Origin of the sequence: Parasphingorhabdus sp. (assembly GCF_039939955.1) — a bacterium.
In the GTDB taxonomy this organism is placed as follows: domain Bacteria; phylum Pseudomonadota; class Alphaproteobacteria; order Sphingomonadales; family Sphingomonadaceae; genus Parasphingorhabdus.
Genome location: NZ_JBDVHS010000002.1, coordinates 388,360 through 404,393, shown reverse-complemented (window position 1 = coordinate 404,393; position 16,034 = coordinate 388,360). Strand labels below are relative to the sequence as shown.

General features: G+C 55.0%; 19 protein-coding genes. 16 read left to right on the top strand and 3 right to left on the bottom strand.

From position 1 onward, the window contains the following. Positions 1-52: 52 nt before the first annotated feature. From ABJG22_RS02255 to dapE, 8 genes are all read left to right on the top strand, one after another. Positions 53-388, top strand: a complete 336-nt coding sequence (locus tag ABJG22_RS02255) for a PGPGW domain-containing protein (protein WP_348018607.1) — start codon at positions 53-55, stop codon at positions 386-388. A gap of 107 nt (positions 389-495) precedes the next feature. Then, entirely contained in the window at positions 496-630 is a 135-nt protein-coding gene (rpmH, locus tag ABJG22_RS02250) for a 50S ribosomal protein L34 (protein ID WP_348018606.1), read from the top strand. Next, positions 605-1,066, top strand: a complete 462-nt coding sequence (rnpA, locus tag ABJG22_RS02245; RefSeq protein WP_348018605.1) for a ribonuclease P protein component — start codon at positions 605-607, stop codon at positions 1,064-1,066. The genes rpmH and rnpA overlap by 26 nt, the downstream gene beginning before the upstream one ends. A gap of 2 nt (positions 1,067-1,068) precedes the next feature. Beyond that, a complete protein-coding gene (yidD, locus tag ABJG22_RS02240; RefSeq protein WP_348018604.1) occupies positions 1,069-1,281 on the top strand; it encodes a membrane protein insertion efficiency factor YidD in 213 nt (70 codons plus the stop codon). Between the two features lie 54 nt (positions 1,282-1,335). Next, complete coding sequence (gene yidC / locus ABJG22_RS02235) at positions 1,336-3,195, top strand: membrane protein insertase YidC (RefSeq protein ID WP_348018603.1); 1,860 nt, start codon at positions 1,336-1,338, stop codon at positions 3,193-3,195. A 25-nt stretch (positions 3,196-3,220) separates the two neighbouring features. After that, on the top strand, positions 3,221-3,844 hold the full coding sequence (gene yihA, locus ABJG22_RS02230) for a ribosome biogenesis GTP-binding protein YihA/YsxC (RefSeq protein ID WP_348018602.1): 624 nt from the start codon (positions 3,221-3,223) through the stop codon (positions 3,842-3,844). A gap of 54 nt (positions 3,845-3,898) precedes the next feature. After that, positions 3,899-4,570 (top strand): glutathione S-transferase family protein, encoded by a 672-nt coding sequence (locus tag ABJG22_RS02225; RefSeq protein WP_348018601.1) that lies wholly within the window; start codon positions 3,899-3,901, stop codon positions 4,568-4,570. 10 nt (positions 4,571-4,580) lie between these two features. Then, positions 4,581-5,723, top strand: a complete 1,143-nt coding sequence (dapE, locus tag ABJG22_RS02220; protein ID WP_348018600.1) for a succinyl-diaminopimelate desuccinylase — start codon at positions 4,581-4,583, stop codon at positions 5,721-5,723. Positions 5,724-5,764: 41 nt separating this feature from the next. Here dapE and ABJG22_RS02215 read toward each other — a convergent pair whose 3' ends face one another. From ABJG22_RS02215 to ABJG22_RS02205, 3 genes are read right to left on the bottom strand one after another with little or no spacing between them, the layout of a single operon-like run. After that, positions 5,765-6,325 carry a Smr/MutS family protein gene (locus ABJG22_RS02215; protein WP_348018599.1) on the bottom strand — a complete coding sequence of 187 codons (561 nt, stop codon included), beginning with the start codon at positions 6,323-6,325 and terminating at the stop codon, positions 5,765-5,767. A gap of 3 nt (positions 6,326-6,328) precedes the next feature. Further along, a complete protein-coding gene (locus tag ABJG22_RS02210) occupies positions 6,329-7,630 on the bottom strand; it encodes a murein transglycosylase A (protein ID WP_348018598.1) in 1,302 nt (433 codons plus the stop codon). Between the two features lie 25 nt (positions 7,631-7,655). Next, positions 7,656-8,321: a Tim44/TimA family putative adaptor protein gene (locus ABJG22_RS02205; protein ID WP_348018597.1), complete on the bottom strand. Its 666-nt coding sequence runs from the start codon at positions 8,319-8,321 to the stop codon at positions 7,656-7,658. A gap of 277 nt (positions 8,322-8,598) precedes the next feature. Here ABJG22_RS02205 and secB point away from each other — a divergent pair, with 277 nt between their 5' ends. The 8 genes from secB (at position 8,599) to ABJG22_RS02165 (ending at position 16,022) form a co-directional block, all read left to right on the top strand. After that, positions 8,599-9,141, top strand: coding sequence for a protein-export chaperone SecB (gene secB / locus ABJG22_RS02200; RefSeq protein ID WP_348018596.1), 543 nt, complete (start codon positions 8,599-8,601; stop codon positions 9,139-9,141). A 23-nt stretch (positions 9,142-9,164) separates the two neighbouring features. Further along, positions 9,165-10,754 carry a murein biosynthesis integral membrane protein MurJ gene (murJ, locus tag ABJG22_RS02195; RefSeq protein ID WP_348018595.1) on the top strand — a complete coding sequence of 530 codons (1,590 nt, stop codon included), beginning with the start codon at positions 9,165-9,167 and terminating at the stop codon, positions 10,752-10,754. 4 nt (positions 10,755-10,758) lie between these two features. Continuing rightward, on the top strand, positions 10,759-11,754 hold the full coding sequence (gene trpS, locus ABJG22_RS02190) for a tryptophan--tRNA ligase (protein ID WP_348018594.1): 996 nt from the start codon (positions 10,759-10,761) through the stop codon (positions 11,752-11,754). A 77-nt stretch (positions 11,755-11,831) separates the two neighbouring features. Then, the gene (gene murA, locus ABJG22_RS02185) at positions 11,832-13,115 is read left to right on the top strand and encodes a UDP-N-acetylglucosamine 1-carboxyvinyltransferase (RefSeq protein WP_348018593.1); all 1,284 of its coding nucleotides are present in this window, start codon (positions 11,832-11,834) and stop codon (positions 13,113-13,115) included. Between the two features lie 85 nt (positions 13,116-13,200). Further along, positions 13,201-13,611 carry a nuclear transport factor 2 family protein gene (locus ABJG22_RS02180; RefSeq protein WP_348018592.1) on the top strand — a complete coding sequence of 137 codons (411 nt, stop codon included), beginning with the start codon at positions 13,201-13,203 and terminating at the stop codon, positions 13,609-13,611. 13 nt (positions 13,612-13,624) lie between these two features. After that, a complete protein-coding gene (locus ABJG22_RS02175; RefSeq protein WP_348018591.1) occupies positions 13,625-13,966 on the top strand; it encodes an antibiotic biosynthesis monooxygenase in 342 nt (113 codons plus the stop codon). A gap of 18 nt (positions 13,967-13,984) precedes the next feature. Next, a complete protein-coding gene (locus tag ABJG22_RS02170) occupies positions 13,985-15,232 on the top strand; it encodes a cytochrome P450 (RefSeq protein ID WP_348018590.1) in 1,248 nt (415 codons plus the stop codon). A gap of 19 nt (positions 15,233-15,251) precedes the next feature. After that, positions 15,252-16,022 (top strand): SDR family oxidoreductase, encoded by a 771-nt coding sequence (locus tag ABJG22_RS02165; RefSeq protein WP_348018589.1) that lies wholly within the window; start codon positions 15,252-15,254, stop codon positions 16,020-16,022. Positions 16,023-16,034 lie beyond the last annotated feature (12 nt).

Genomic DNA, 16,034 nt, shown 5'->3' with positions numbered 1-16,034 from the left:
AGTTGCAATTGTACGCTTGCGACTCAGGCCGGAAAACACCAAGTGGAATGTGATGAGCGAGAAACTGACCAAAAAGAGATGGAAATATACTTCGGGTTCCCGATTCGCACTCGCGGTTGTCGGATTCTTCCTGATTCTGATTTCTCCGATCATCGGCGCGGTGCCCGGTCCGGGCTTCGTTATCGTCTTTCCCATCGGTCTGGCCCTGGTTCTGCAAAATTCACGCTGGGCAAAGAAACGCTATGTCGATTTCAAGCGGCGATTCCCCAATTTTGGCAAATGGACCGACTGGGCAATGCGCAGAAGACATCACAAGACACTGCCTGACGATTTTGAACTGCCGATTTTCGGCAAGGTTAAAACCGGCAATCGTGACAAGAAAGTCTAGCGCAAATGCTTGACTTTCCGCGCCTGCCTGCCTAATCGCAGCCTCAACGTATCGGCCGCAGCTTTTGGCGGCCTTTTTTATCGAAATTTTGACGTAGGATAATCGCGATGAAGCGCACATTTCAACCCAGCCGTCTGGTCCGTAAACGGCGCCATGGTTTCCGCGCCCGCAAAGCGACCGTTGGAGGCCGCAAAGTGCTGGCTGCCCGCCGCAACCGTGGCCGCAAAAAGCTCTCTGCCTAAAACCAATGTGACCGCCCGTGCGACGCCTGTCGACGCACGCCCATCACCCGATCATTTGGACTTGAAGCGCCCTTCAACCGAATCGGCTGTCGAAGTGATTCGCAAGCGGACGGATTTTCTCGCCGCCAATCGCGGCAAACGATTCGTTACACCCAGCTTCGTCCTGCTCGCGCATCGCCGGCGCAGCGATCACATCATTCCAACTGAAACCATCCGCTACGGCATCACCGTCACCAAGAAAATTGGCAATGCCGTCGCACGCAATCGGATGAAGCGCCGATTTAGAGCTTTGCTGGCCCAGACATTGGCGGACCATGGCATTGCCGGCGTCGACCATATCATGATCGGCCGAAAAGCGCGCAACGAGGCGGATTTCGCGACCATGAAGGCGGAGTTGGAAAAGGGCTTGAAATATCTTGCCAAAAAGCTGGATTAGAGATGTTGAAACCTATCTTCATCTTCCTAGTTCGCTGCTGGCAATGGGGACCATCACGGATATTGCCGCCCACTTGCCGCTATCAGCCAACGTGCAGCGCTTATACAATCGAAGCGATTGAGAAACATGGTGCAATTAAGGGTAGCTGGCTGGGAACGAAACGGCTATTGCGCTGCCATCCTTGGGGTGGCTCGGGCTACGATCCAGTGCCTTGATAGCTTCATACACCAACCCTATTTGCAATAAATGGCCGAAAACAGGACGAGATAGTGGACGATAAACGCAATATTATCATGGCGGTGCTTCTCACCGGGATCATCCTATTTGGTTGGCCGCTGCTGATGGAACAATTTTTTCCAGACATGGCCAACAAGACGCAAGCGGTGGAACAGACCAATGTCCAAGCCAGCGATCCGGTCGCTGGCGGGACAATGACCCCAGGCACCGCCCCAGCTACTGATGGCGCCGAAATATCTGCCGCGGCGACCGCGGGCCAGATTCGCCCGCTCCCCGTCGTTTTGCGCGAAAATCCACGCATCTTGATTGAAACACCGCGGGTGAATGGATCGATCAACCTGAAAGGCGGGCGGATTGATGATCTGACGCTGACCGATCACACCGTTGAACTGAGCAAGAATAGCGCGCCTGTTCGGCTCTTTTCGCCCTCTGGAACCAAAAATGCCTATTTCAGCCGCTTCGGTTGGGCGGGTGACGGCGTTGCGGTCCCGGATGACAATACAATCTGGTCTGCCGACCAAAGCAAGCTGACGCCTGAAACACCGGTCACGCTCAGCTGGTCCAACGAGACCGGGCAAACCTATGCGATCACATTGGCAATTGACGAAAATTATCTGATCACTGCCGACCAGAACATCACCAATCGCGGCGAAAATGCGATCGCACTCAGACCCTATGGCCTGATAAACCGAAAGCGGGATCTAAATAATATCCCGGTGGATGAAGCCAGCACCTGGACCATCCACTCCGGCCCCGTTGGCGTCTATGAAGGCGCGGCAAATTACGATGTAGATTATGAAAATCTTGCTGGCGAAGAACCCGGCTTCTTTGCAAGCCTATTCGGCACGTCCGCGGTTGCCGGAACCAATGCCTATGACAAGGAAGTCAGCTGGCTGGGCTTTACCGATAAATATTGGCTGGGCGCGCTAATCCCTGATGATATCAATCAGGTCGACGCAAAATTTCGTTCGGGTGGGGGTGATATCTTCCAAGCCGAGATCGCGAAAAAGAGTGCCCAGATCATCGCCCCGGGCAAACAACTGAAAACCACGACCCGCCTTTTTGCCGGAGCCAAAGAAAATGCGATTCTGGAACAATATGAAGCAGATTTTGGAATCAAAAACCTCGACCGTGCTATTGATTGGGGCTGGTTCTACTGGTTTGAAAAGCCGCTTTTCTATCTGCTGAACTGGTTGTTCCAACTGGTCGGGAATTTCGGCGTAGCAATCATCCTGATGACCTTCGTGGTTCGCGGAATCATGTTCCCGATTGCACAAAAACAGTTCGCCGGCATGGCCCAAATGCGCGCCGTTCAACCGAAGATGAAGGCACTGCAGGAAAAACATAAAGACGACAAGCAGGCGCAACAGCAAGCCATTATGAAGCTGTATAAAGATGAGAAGGTCAATCCATTGTCGGGTTGTCTTCCGATCTTCCTGCAGATTCCGATCTTCTTCGCGCTCTACAAAGTGCTGATGCTTTCGATCGAAATGCGCCATCAACCCTTTGCGCTTTGGATCAAGGATTTGAGCGCGCCGGACCCATTGACCCCGGTCAACCTATTCGGTCTGCTGCCATTCGATCCGCCAAGCTTCTTGGCGGTTGGCATCTTGCCGATCCTCATGGGTTTCACCATGCACTTGCAGTTCAAACTGAACCCCGCGCCGATGGACGCGATGCAGAAACAGATATTCGCCATCATGCCATGGATTTTGGTGTTCATCATGGCACCATTTGCCGCCGGCCTGCAGCTCTATTGGACCGTATCCAATATTCTCACCATCGCGCAGCAAAAGTGGCTCTATTCGCGCCACCCGCAGATGAAGGAAATGATGGCGAAGGAAGCAGAAGAAAAGGCAAAGAAAGCTGCAGCTGACAAGGCCGAGGCATGACCCTGGCCACCAGAAAGAACAGCCAATGGTGACCCCACTTCACCCAAAGCTATTCTCTGGCCCGATCAGCTTTCTGAAAAGCGCGCCGCAGTTACAGTTCCTGCCCGACCCGAAGGTGCCGGAAATTGCCTTTGCGGGCCGGTCGAACGTCGGCAAGTCGTCGCTGATCAATGCGCTAACCAATCGCAATGGTCTTGCGCGGACGTCAAACACGCCCGGGCGAACCCAAGAACTGAATTTCTTCGATATCGGTGACCCACTGATTTTTCGTATTTGCGACATGCCGGGCTATGGCTTTGCCAAAGCGCCGCCAAAAGTCGTCCAGAAATGGCGGTTTCTTATCAACGACTATCTGCGCGGACGGGCCGTGCTGAAACGGACCTTTGTCCTGATCGACTCGCGACATGGCATCAAGCCAGTCGACGAGGAAGTGATGGAGATGCTCGACAACGCAGCGGTCAGCTATCGGGTGGTGATGACCAAGACCGATAAGGTGAAGCAAGCGGAATTGGACGTCACGGCCGAAAAAGTCGCGGCAATCGCCAAGAAACATCCCGCCGCTCACCCCGAATTGCTGCTCACCTCATCGGAAAAGAAACAGGGCATAGATGAACTTCGACGCGCCGTACTCGATGCAGTGCAGGACTAGGTCCAACAACGCCTCTCTATACACGAGCGACCATATTTGGTTATGGGACAGACTATGAAATTGATAATCGGAAACAAAGCCTATTCCAGCTGGTCAATGCGTGGCTGGCTTGCCTGCAAGCAGTCGGGCCTGTCCTTCGAAGAACTAACGGTCCCCTTGTTCGGTGACGACTGGGACCATGTCCGGGAAAGCGAGAATTTTGCGCCATCGGGCGGTAAAGTTCCGATATTGTGGGATGGCGAAACCGTCGTCTGGGATAGTCTGGCGATCGTTGACTGGCTTGCGGATAAAACCCACCGGGATCGCTTTTGGCCAAAGGACGAAACCGCTCGCGGCATGGCCCGTTCAATGGTCGCAGAAATGCACTCCAGCTTCATGGCGCTGCGCCGTCAATGCCCGATGAACACGCGCAAAATCTATCAAGGCCTTGCCCTCGGCGATGACGTAAAGGCAGATGCCGCCCGGATCATCGAACTTTGGGCCCAGGCCCGCGCGCGCTTTGGCGGCGGTGGCCCGTTTCTATTCGGCACCTATGGCGCAGCAGATATCATGTATGCTCCCATCGTATCACGATTTCAAACATACGGATTCCACCTGCCCGGCTTTGCCACCAGCTATATGCAGACCATTCTCGATCATGAATGGACCGCTCAATGGATGGAAGCCGCCGAAGAAGAACCGTGGGTGATAGAACGTCTTGAACAGCCGGGAACGGCAGCAAAGTGATTGGCCACATATGACTCGCGCAACCGTAATTGAACATGCAAAGCGACTGATCGCTCACCCCAGCATCACCCCGGCAACCGGCAGCGTGTTTGACGAAATGGAAGCGATGCTGGAACCTTTGGGTTTTGAAATATCTCGATTCATCGCTGGCGATAGGCCCGAAGATGCTGAACATGGCGGAGCTGTAGAGAATCTTTTTGCCATACGTCACGGTGCCCCCGGATCACGCCATTTTGCTTATGCCGGCCATCTTGATGTCGTGCCGCCCGGAGAAGGTTGGCAAACCGATCCATTTGTTCCCGAAATTCGCGGCGACCTGCTCTACGGACGCGGAGCGGTTGACATGAAGGGCAGCATCGCAGCCTTTGTCAGTGCGCTCCAAGACCTGCCAGAAGATCTCGGTACGATCAGCCTGATCATTACCGGCGATGAAGAAGGACCCGCGCGTTTTGGAACCGTCGCGCTGATGGACCTTATGGCCGAGCGCGGCATTACCCCCGACCTCTGTCTCGTCGGCGAACCGACATCGGTAAACCAGCTTGGCGACATGATGAAAATTGGCCGGCGCGGATCGGTCAATATGTGGATCACGGTAAATGGCATGCAAGGCCATGTCGCCTATCCTCATAATGCCGACAATCCGATCACCAAGCTTGGTAAGATTTTGAGCGAAATTGATGCACTGCAACTGGATCAAGGCACCGATTGGTTCCAACCGAGCAATATAGAATTTACCGATCTTCACGTTGGTAATCCGGCCCATAATGTCATTCCCGCTAAGGCCAAAGGACGCCTGTCGATCCGTTTCAATGACCAACATAGCGGTGAAAGCCTGAGCGCCATGATTCAGGAAATCGTTGAGCGGCATGGCGGTGAGTTGAAACCCATCATCTCCGGCGAACCTTTTTTGACACCGCCGGGCGACTTTTCCGACATTGTCGCAAGTGCCATTCGCGAAATAACCGGCGTGGATCCCGAACTATCTACATCCGGTGGCACTTCCGACGCACGTTTTCTGGCGAAGATCACGCCGGTCGTCGAATTTGGTCTCTGCAACGCGACCATGCACAAATTGGATGAAGCGGTGGCGATTGATGATCTGGAACAACTGTCCAAAATCTTCGCGCTCATTGTCCAGCGGGCCTTGCGCTAACCGGGCTTGAAACAGGCAGCTCGCAACCGTCAAAGCGCTGCTTAGCGTCTACGCCGCAAAATTATATAAAGCGCTCCCGCTCCTCCGTGCCGTGGATGGGCAGAACGTACCGTGGCGATATGCGACGCATGGCGTGAAGCGGCAAGCCAGTCCGAGATAGCAGAGCGTATCGCCCCACGGCCGCCGGACCGATGGCGCTCCTCATCACTTCGCGCTTTACCGGTAATGAGCAGGATCGCACGATGGCCAGCGGCAATGCTTAGTTCGAGCGCACTATCGAGACGCCCATGCGCCGACGACAGGCTGCAACCGTGCAAGTCGACGGTAACATCCGGCTGCACCATGCCTTTGGCCAGTCGGCGATCCCAGCCACCGTCAAGGCCATGTTGGGTAGGCACCGGCTTCTGATCGCGCAACGGAACCGCTTTCGCGGCTTGCCCGCCAAAATATTCTGCCGTGATTGGCCCGGCAATGTCCCTTGGCTTGCTGCGGACGGGAAGCGCTTCCACACGCCGCAACCGGTCTCTGTCGAGCGGCTCTACGGTCGCGATCAATTTCTGCCAAAGCGCCTTTTCGCCGGCGGTAAGCGGCCGGTCGGACATGGTCTATTGGCCAGCGGTGGGTTGAGAAGACAAAAGCCTGGATAGCGTACCTTTCGGTACGAAGATCAGCGCCTGACCGCGCGATGACATACCGCCGGCTATCTGCGCTGCTTCTTCACCTGCGCCCCAAAATGTATCGAAACGGTTAGGGCCTTTGATCGCCCCGCCACTATCCTGTGCCACCCAGAGGCCATCGGCAATATTATGCTCGAGATCCAGAAAAACCGGGGCACCCAATGGCACGAACATCCGATCCGCCGCCACCGACGTCCGCGCGACCACAGGATGGCCCATGGCACCCAAAGGGCCGGGGCCGGTCAACTCCTGGAAAAAGACATAGCTTCTATTCTCGCGCATGATCTGCATGCCTTGTTGCGGATTGGCGCGCAGCCATTCGATGATTCCTTGCATATTGGTCTTGCCGTCGGCGAGCAGGCCGCGTTCCCGCATCACCCGACCGATACCGGTATAGTCATGACCATTTTGACCAGCATAGCCGATCCGCATGACCGAACCGTCGGGGAGTGCCAGACGGCCGCTGCCTTGAATCTGCAGAAAGAACAGATCGATATAGTCTTGTGCCCAGGCAATCTCGAGGCCCTGATCAGCAACGGCGCCGTCGTCAATTTGGCCGCGGTCTTCAAAAGGAACCAATTTTGCCCCATCCACCTTGCCGCGAACCCGCTTGTCCTTCAGCTTTTCAGAAAACAAGCCAAGGTCTACATCGATCAAATTGGCTGGCTTCCGGTAGACCGGTACCGGATAATTGTCATTTTTGACTCGGGACCCCCGAATTTGCGGTTCGAAATATCCCGTCGCAAAAGCACCACCATCGCCGACTTGCACCGTTTCAAAATAGGTTTCAAAAAAGCGCGGCGCTTCGTCGGCTGGCCAGTTCTGTGCGGCATCGCAGGACATTTGCCAGTCTGCACCATTGGTCAGCCCGCTATTATCCTCACGCCGGACCAAGGAAGAACAGCTGGTGCCGAAGGATTGTAGAGCCGGCACAGCTTTGGATTGCGATAGATTGAGCGAAGCAATATCCGGCCCTGCGGCAATGCCGGTCCCCAGTGCCCGGGTCGTATCCTCGCCGATTTTCGTTAGCTGGGCAGAATCGACCGGCTGCAAAACATGGGTTGGATATGCGGGTCGTGTTGGCTGCACAACCGAACGATCAACAGGATCATCCGATGCGCGCTCTTCACTCTGCTGCGCAGAACGGCCTTGCGCGGCCCCCTGAGGAATGATCGTCATGGAACAAGCGCCTAACAAGGCTGCTGCTCCGAAAAGCATCCCGATTTTCATGATAATGTCCCTTGGCGGCTGAGGGTCAGGCCTCATCGGTCTCATCGAGCAGCCAATTGGGGTCGGCGCTGGAAAGATCGCGGCTGAAGGTCCAGACATCATGGGTTTCAGCAGCGTCGGATAGCGAGCCGCCAATCAATTTGCCCTTCTTGTCTTTGACCACTGCCGCAATATCCGCATCAAACTGCACCGTAATGCTGGCAACGGGCCGGTTATATTCCGCCGCAGAAATACGGGCGTTGTCGATTCGTACCAACTGATTCTCAAGCACTTCACCGCGCTTTTCGCGGGCGTCGATAACCTCAGCAAAACTCTCATAGACATCATCGTCACAGAGCAGTTTCAACTCCTCTTTGTCGCCCTTCCAGAACGCTTCCAAGATCATGGCATAGGCCGCCCGTGACCCTTCGACAAACCGGCCGACATCAAAATTGCGGTCAGCGTTTAGGATTGCACGCATGCCAGATTCGGCGCTGCTATCGTAAACCATCGCAGGCGCACTAGCAGGCGCAGGAACAATGTCTGGCACATGCGGTTTAACATCATCTAGAGGCTGCCGGTCATTTGTGCGCGGTTCTATATTCCGAGGCATATGCTCTTGTTCGTGACCGGTGCGTTTGCCCAGCACAGAATATAGGCGCAGGCCAAGAAAAGCCGCTACCATTGCCAATAATATAATTTCGATGGTCACTTCAGAATCCAATCTTTCCTGTTGCCCTATATATAGGCAGAAAAAGGCCTAGTTTCAAATGGCATTAGTGGAAAAGCCACTATGCCGCAATCAGCTAGCCTCTTCTATCAATCAATATGTGAACCCGTGCTGACAAATTCTTGAAAATAGGAAGCTCCGATGACCAGCATTACTCTTTCATTGCCCTTGGTTCCGTCCCCTGCTAGGCGCGCTGCGAATGGCGCGGCAATATGCGCCAAAGGACATGTTTGACTGATTTTCCGAAAGGACAAGCCCGATGGCTGATGAGAATGAAAAAGACGAAACCGGAACGGCACCGACTGGAAATGTGACGACGCCAGACCCGCTTGCCAATGGCGCAGATACTCAACCGCAAATTGGCGTGATTTCGCAATATGTGAAAGATCTGTCGGTCGAAAATCCAAACGCTCCAGACGTTTATCAGTGGAACGCGCAGCCACAGATTGATGTGCAGTTCAATATCGGTTCGTCCAAAGTCTCGGATGAGGTCCATGAGGTCGAACTGAAAATTGACGTCACCGCAAAAGCAGACGAAGGCGTCGCGTTCGCAGTAGAGCTTCTCTATTGCGGCCTTTTTGGATTGCGCAACGTCTCCGAAGAACAAGCCCATCCGTTCTTATTTGCAGAAGCTCCTCGGCTCCTCTTCCCCTTTGCACGGGCAATTGTTTCCGAAACCGTACGCGATGCTGGATTCCAGCCTTTGCTGCTGGAACCAATTGATTTTACAGCGCTCTATATGCAGCAGCGTGAACAAATGGCAGCAGAGCAAGCGGGCGATCAGCCAGTTGGCAACGCTTAAACGACCCTGCTAGGATAGCAGGCATGAACCTGCTCAAATCCACTGGCACCATTGCCGGGTTGACGATGGTCAGCCGCATTTTCGGATTTGTCCGCGACATCATGCTCGCCCGGATACTCGGCGCGGGCGCAGCGGCTGATGCTTGGCAGCTGGCGTTTCAGCTGCCCAATATCTTCCGCCGCTTGTTCGCCGAAGGTGCCTTTTCGGCGGCGTTTGTGCCTTTGTTCAACCGCAAGATGGAAGAAGACGCCGACCGGACGGCGGCCCAGAATTTCGTCGTCGATGTGCTATCGGTTTTTGTTCCTGTGCTGCTGGTGTTTACCGCCGTCATGATGTTGGTCATGCCCGGCCTAATCTGGCTCATCGATGATTTTGGACAAGGCGGTCGGTCCGGTAGTTTTTCCCTGTCTCTCGCCCGCATAACCTTTCCTTATCTCGGTCTGATCAGCATCACGACATTATTTGCGGCGATCTTAAACTCGCTGAGCAAGTTCGCGGCAGCGGCGGCGGCACCAATCATGCTCAACATATGCATGATTACAGCCTTGCTCGCGGCCTATCTGTTAAATGATGGCAGTGATCCGCGTCAAACCGCCTATTTTCTGGCGATAGCCGTTGCATCGGCCGGGCTGATCCAGATGCTCTGGCTTTACTATTGGGCCCGCAAGACCGGGTTTCGGTTCCCCATAAAAATGCCGCGCCTCACCGCCGATGTGAAAGAATTGGGCATACTGATCCTGCCCGCGGTTTTCGGTGCCGGCATCTATCAGGTCAGCCGTTTCATCGATCTATTCTTCCTCGGCCGCTTGCCGGAAGGCTCTTTCGTCTATCTGGCTATGGCTGACCGCCTGAATCAATTGCCACTGGGCATCATCGGCATCGCGCTGGGCACGGCTATTCTGCCCGCCCTGTCCCGCTTCATCGCCAAGGATGATCAGGCCGGCGCACAGCGATTGCAAAGCAATGCCATTGAACTGGCGATGCTACTGACCATTCCCGCTGCGATCGCTCTATTCTTTGCCGCCGGACCTTTGGTCACATCCTTCTATGTTGGCGGGAATTTTCTCGCGAGCGATGGCCAGACGACGGCCAATGTCGTGGCCGCTCTGGTCGTAGGGCTTCCCGCATATGTATTGGTCAAAGTGCTTATCCCTGGCTTCTTCGCTCGGAAAGATACCAAAACCCCGGTTTATACGGCTGCGATTTCCTTGATCATCAACATCGGCCTCAATCTCCTATTGATCCCAATCTATGGAATCATCGGCCTCGCATTTGCCGGTGCTGTGGCGGCCTGGTGCAATTGCGCGATGCTCTATTACATGCTCCATTCCAGAGGACATTATCATCTGGAATGGTCGCTCTTGCTCCGGATCGGCCGGATCACTTTGTCGGCGGCAGGCATGGCCGCTGTGCTCGTCTATGCGGCCCCGATCGGCGATAGCCTGTATGACGGCACAATTTGGGAACGGGTCGGTTCGATAACCGCTCTGGTCAGCGTCGGCGGACTGGTTTATGCGGCGCTCGCATGGCTGACCGGCGCGATTGATCGCGACAAGATCAGCATGTTGACCAAGAAGAAAGCGGCGGAAGAGGCCGCAAACGAAGGAAGTTAAAGCAATGCGGACGGTATCGGGCATCCAGCCTACGGGCAATCTCCATCTCGGAAATTATCTGGGCGCGATCAAAAATTGGGTGAAAATGCAGGACGAGGGAGAATGTCTATTCTTTCTGGCTGACCTGCATGCCATCACGGTTCACAACGACCCCGAAGAGCTTTCCAATAATTGCCGTGAAATGGTTGCCGCGCTGGTCGCGGCGGGTGTCAATCCGGACACATCGATCCTGTTCAATCAGGCCCGGGTTCCAGCGCATGCCGAGCTGGCTTGGATGCTGATTTGTAACACCCCCATGGGTTGGTTGGACCGGATGACCCAGTTCAAGGAAAAGTCGGGCAAACATAAGCAACGATCCTCGCTCGGCCTATATGGCTATCCAGTGCTGCAGGCCGCCGATGTTCTCGTCTATCAAGCCACCCATGTGCCCGTTGGCGAAGACCAGAAACAGCATCTTGAACTGGCTCGTGACATCGCGTCGAAATTTAACAGTGATACCGGGACCGAAACATTTCTGCTGCCGGAACCCTTCATTGGTAAAACCGCCGCCCGGATCATGAGCCTCCGCGATGGTGCCGCCAAAATGAGCAAGTCCGATCCATCCGATCTGAGCCGGATCAACATGAGCGATGACAATGACACAATTGCGCGCAAAATGAAAAAGGCGAAGACGGACCCTGAGCCGCTGCCCGACAATCTGGCAGATCTCGATGATCGTCCGGAAGCCAAAAATCTGGTCAGCATATATGCTGCGCTCGCCGATCAACCGCAGGACGCTGTGCTCGCCGAATATGGTGGCAAAGGCTTTGGGGATTTCAAACCGGCGCTTGCCGATCTGGCGGTGAGCAAATTATCGCCAATCCGCGAGCGATTTGAGGAATTGCGGAAGGACAAAACGGCTATTGACGCAATTTTACGAAGCGGTTCAGAGAAAGCTTCTGCGATGGCGCAACCAACCGTAGAAAACGCCTATGCCGCGCTAGGGTTGCTACGAAACTAGCAACCCTAGCCTATAGGGCCGGTTGCAACGGCCGCAATAGACTTGCCTGCATCGCCATTTTCGGTAAATGCTAGACCATGGATATTATCTCGATACGTGGCGGCAATCGGCTGTCTGGCACAATCCCGATTTCGGGGGCCAAAAATAGCGCCCTGACCCTGCTGCCTTGCGCGCTGCTGACCGAAGAACCGGTCACTCTACGCAACCTGCCACGGCTAGCCGACGTCGACAGTTTTGGGCATCTGCTCAACCAGCTCGGCGTATCTACCACTATTGAAGGCGCAAGACCGGAAGATTTCGGCCGGGTCATGACACTAAAAGCGGGCAAGATCACCTCAACCGAAGCACCTTATGATATCGTTCGCAAAATGCGGGCCTCGATCTTGGTGCTTGGTCCGCTGTTGGCGCGTGCCGGTGAATGCCGGGTCTCGCTGCCAGGTGGTTGCGCCATCGGCAACCGGCCGATTGATCTGCATCTCAAGGCTATAGAAGCGCTCGGCGCCACAATCGAAACCACCAGCGGCTACGTCATCGCGCGCCAACCCGATGGCGGTTTGCCCGGCGGCGAGTTTTCCTTTCCGGTCGTATCGGTCGGCGCAACGGAAAACGCGTTGATGGCGGCGGTGCTGGCCAACGGCACAAGCGTTCTGAAAAATGCGGCGCGGGAGCCGGAGATCGTCGACTTGTGCAATATGCTGGTCGCCATGGGTTCCGAAATTGAAGGCATTGGCTCCTCCACATTGACCATCCATGGCGTCGATCGACTGCACGGCTGCACCTATCGGGTGATGTCGGACCGGATCGAAGCGGGCAGCTATGCCTGCGCGGTCGGTATCGCCGGCGGAGAAGTCGATCTACTGGCGGCCAAGGCGGACGAAATGGAAGCAACACTCGATGCCTTGCGCCTTGCCGGCCTTGCGGTCGACATCCACGCCAAAGGTATCAAGGTTTCGTCCGACGGCAAGCTCCAGCCGCTTACCCTGTCCACCGCACCTTATCCCGGACTGGCCACTGATATGCAGGCGCAATTAATGGCAATGCTCTGCCTCGCCGATGGTGCCAGCGTACTTACCGAGACGATTTTCGAAAACCGCTATATGCATGTGCCCGAACTCAACCGTATGGGCGCAGATATCGAAACCAAGGGCCGCACCGCGGTGGTACGGGGCGTCAAGAAACTGACCGGTGCGCCAGTCATGGCAACCGATTTGCGCGCCTCGATGAGTCTCGCCATTGCCGGGCTGGCAGCCGAAGGTGAAACCAAGTTACAGCGCATCTACCATCTCGACCGCGGCTATGAACGGCTGGAAGAGAAATTGGCGGCCGTCGGCGCTGATATCGAGCGCATCAGCGGCGATTGATCACCCCCCGCTAGCACTTATGGCAGCTTGTCTTTGCAGCGGTTTTGCCGTGTAGTCTCTCCCATAATCAGGAGAGGATGAGTCCATGTTTTCAGGACCAATAGAAGACCGGTTGGCCATCCGGGAATTGCACGACGCCTATTGCGATGCCGTGCTGCGCAAAGATCCCGATGACTGGGGCGCATTATGGACGGAAGACGCTGTCTGGTCGCTAATGGGCACCGAAGTGGTGGGTCGCGAGAATATCGTGAATCTATGGAACGGCGCCATGAGCCAGTTTGATGCCGTCAGCTTCCTCGGCATACCGGGCAGCCTTGCCATCACCGGCGACACCGCATCGGGCCGGTACCAGACCCACGAGATATTGGTCGAAAAGGGCGAACCGCGCATTGCGGGCGGGCGCTATGACGATGAATTTGTGAAAGTCGACGGCCAATGGCTGTACAGCAAACGCATATTCAATATCGTTGCCCAACTGGGCGGAAACAAGCTTTAGGAGGGTTTGAAACATGGCCAAAATATTGATCGCCGCCCATATTGATGTGGACCCTAAGACACGCGAAGAATGTCTGAAGAAAGCACAGCCCTATATTGATGGCGCGCTGTCGCAGGCCGGGTGCCTATGCTATAGCTGGTGCGCAGATCTCCACAATCCGGCCCGCATCGAAGTCTTCGAGGAATGGACCGACGAAGACGCGCTCGCCCAACATTTTCAAGATGTCCACTATGCTAACATGCTTGCCCATATCGGTAGCTTTGGCCTGACCAACGCCGTCAGTGCCAAATATCGGGTGGATGCCGAAGGACCCGTTTATAATGCGGAAGGCAAACCCACCCCGTCTTTTGACTAGTTTCAACAGGAATTTGCCATGAACGAAGCCGTATCCAAATCTCTTTTCCAGCCAGATATATTGGTTGATCCGTTTGATTTCTATGAAGAGAAGCGGGCAAACAGCCCTGTCTTTTTCGATGAAGCCAGCGGCACCTATGTCGTGCTCGACTATGACTTGATATCCGAGGCCGTTGGCCGATTGGATGACTTTTCAAACAATTTCAACGCTCTACTTTCGGGTGGAAAGTCGGAAGAAGAGCTCGAAAATGACGAGGAATTGCAAGCCATCCAGGCCAAGGGCTGGCCACAGGTCAACACATTATTGACCGCAGATCAACCGGTACACACACGGTTCCGCAAACTGGTCAATCTCGCGTTCTCCATGCCCAAGGTGAACAAGCTGGAAGACAGCATGCGGGAAATGTCCAACGAGCTGATTGATGGCTTCATTGACAAAGGCGAATGCGAATTTGTCGAGGAATATGCCATCCCGATGCCGGTCCGCACAATTGCCGTGCAATTGGGACTCGACGTCGCCGATGCGCACACCATCAAACGCTGGACCAACGCCTTTGTCGATCGACTATCCGGCATGATGACCCGCGAACGGCAATTGGAAACCGAGCGCGAAGTGGTGGAATATCAGCACGCGCTAAAGGCCAATATGGACGAGCGCCGCAAGGAAGCGAAAAACGATATCCTCTCGGATCTGGTCAATGCCCAAGTTGATGGCGAACGCCCGCTTGATGATGCAGAATCCTTGTCCATCGTGCAGCAATTGATGGTTGCGGGCAATGAAACCACAACTGCGGCGCTGGCCGAAGGCATGCGGCTTTTCGCAGCCAATCCGGATCAGTTTAAAAAGATTCAAGACGACCCATCGCTCATCCCCAACGCGGTTGAAGAAGTGCTCCGCATGTCGAGCGGATCTTCCGGCATCTGGCGGGTGATGCACCGCGACGCCGAGCTGGGCGGTGTGATGCTGCCCAAAGGCGCGATGGTGATGATGCGTTATCATGCGGCAAACCGCGATCCGAAGCAGTTTGAAAACCCGAATGCATTCCAGGTCGACCGAAAGAACGCCCGCACCCATATGGCTTTTGGCAAAGGCATCCACATGTGCGTCGGCAATATGCTGTCGCGCAAGGAAATGACCGTATCCTTCCAGCAATTTGCGGAACGCATGGACAATATCCGGATCAAAGAGGGGGCAGAACTAAACTATCCGCCCAATATGATGTTGCGCGGACTGAGCAATTTGCCGATCATATTCGACAAAAAATAGACCGAAATAGGAAAATATCATGGGCTTGATGGATGGAAAAGTTGCGCTGATTTCTGGCGGTGCCGAAGGCATTGGCGGCACGGCCGGGCAGCGCGTTATCGAAGAAGGCGGCTCCGTGATGCTTGCCGATATTCAGATCGACAAAGCGAAAGAGCATGCTGCCTCTTTGGGTGAACGCGCGGACGCGGTGGAATTGGATGTGCGCGACCTTGACCAATGGCAAGCCGCCGTCGACGCCACCAAGAAACGCTTCGGCAAGGTGACCACGCTTTTCAATGTTGCCGGTATTTCGGAACCGGGCTCTGTGGACGAGGTCGAGCTGGAAAGCTGGAATCGCACCATCGATATCAATATGCAGGGCACCTTCTATGGCTGCCGTGTCGGACTGCCCGCTATTCTGGAAAGCGGCGAGAACGGAGCGATCGTCAACATTGGTTCGATGCTGGCCATGCGTCCCGGCGCCCAGTTCGCGGCCTATTGCGCGAGCAAGGCAGCGGTCACATCGCTAAGCAAATCGCTTGCCCTTCACTGTGCGGCGGAAAAATATCCGGTGCGCGTGAACACCGTACATCCGGGTGCAATCGACACGCCAATGTACCAGCGCTATCTTGCGGCCTATCCTGGATCGCATGAGGAAGCGGTCGAAGTGTTCAACCGCAACCATCCGATCAATCGGGTTGGTAAGGCGGAGGAAGTCGCCAATGCGATGCTCTGGCTCGCCAGCGATATGAGCAGTTTCACCACCGCCAATGACATTACTGTCGACGGCGGCGGCAGTTACCGGGAATGAACAAAAAAGGTG

Bases quoted from the DNA above. Each gene is read 5' to 3' on its own strand.
- ABJG22_RS02170 (WP_348018590.1), top strand. From the start codon at position 13,985: ATGAACGAAGCCGTATCCAAATCTCTTTTCCAGCCAGATATATTGGTT.
- ABJG22_RS02255 (WP_348018607.1), top strand. From the start codon at position 53: ATGAGCGAGAAACTGACCAAAAAGAGATGGAAATATACTTCGGGTTCC.
- trpS (WP_348018594.1), top strand. From the start codon at position 10,759: ATGCGGACGGTATCGGGCATCCAGCCTACGGGCAATCTCCATCTCGGA.
- murA (WP_348018593.1), top strand. From the start codon at position 11,832: ATGGATATTATCTCGATACGTGGCGGCAATCGGCTGTCTGGCACAATC.
- ABJG22_RS02210 (WP_348018598.1), bottom strand. From the start codon at position 7,630: ATGAAAATCGGGATGCTTTTCGGAGCAGCAGCCTTGTTAGGCGCTTGT.
- yihA (WP_348018602.1), top strand. From the start codon at position 3,221: ATGGTGACCCCACTTCACCCAAAGCTATTCTCTGGCCCGATCAGCTTT.
- ABJG22_RS02225 (WP_348018601.1), top strand. From the start codon at position 3,899: ATGAAATTGATAATCGGAAACAAAGCCTATTCCAGCTGGTCAATGCGT.
- ABJG22_RS02215 (WP_348018599.1), bottom strand. From the start codon at position 6,325: ATGTCCGACCGGCCGCTTACCGCCGGCGAAAAGGCGCTTTGGCAGAAA.
- ABJG22_RS02165 (WP_348018589.1), top strand. From the start codon at position 15,252: ATGGGCTTGATGGATGGAAAAGTTGCGCTGATTTCTGGCGGTGCCGAA.
- dapE (WP_348018600.1), top strand. From the start codon at position 4,581: ATGACTCGCGCAACCGTAATTGAACATGCAAAGCGACTGATCGCTCAC.
- rpmH (WP_348018606.1), top strand. From the start codon at position 496: ATGAAGCGCACATTTCAACCCAGCCGTCTGGTCCGTAAACGGCGCCAT.
- secB (WP_348018596.1), top strand. From the start codon at position 8,599: ATGGCTGATGAGAATGAAAAAGACGAAACCGGAACGGCACCGACTGGA.
- yidD (WP_348018604.1), top strand. From the start codon at position 1,069: ATGTTGAAACCTATCTTCATCTTCCTAGTTCGCTGCTGGCAATGGGGA.
- ABJG22_RS02175 (WP_348018591.1), top strand. From the start codon at position 13,625: ATGGCCAAAATATTGATCGCCGCCCATATTGATGTGGACCCTAAGACA.
- murJ (WP_348018595.1), top strand. From the start codon at position 9,165: ATGAACCTGCTCAAATCCACTGGCACCATTGCCGGGTTGACGATGGTC.
- ABJG22_RS02180 (WP_348018592.1), top strand. From the start codon at position 13,201: ATGTTTTCAGGACCAATAGAAGACCGGTTGGCCATCCGGGAATTGCAC.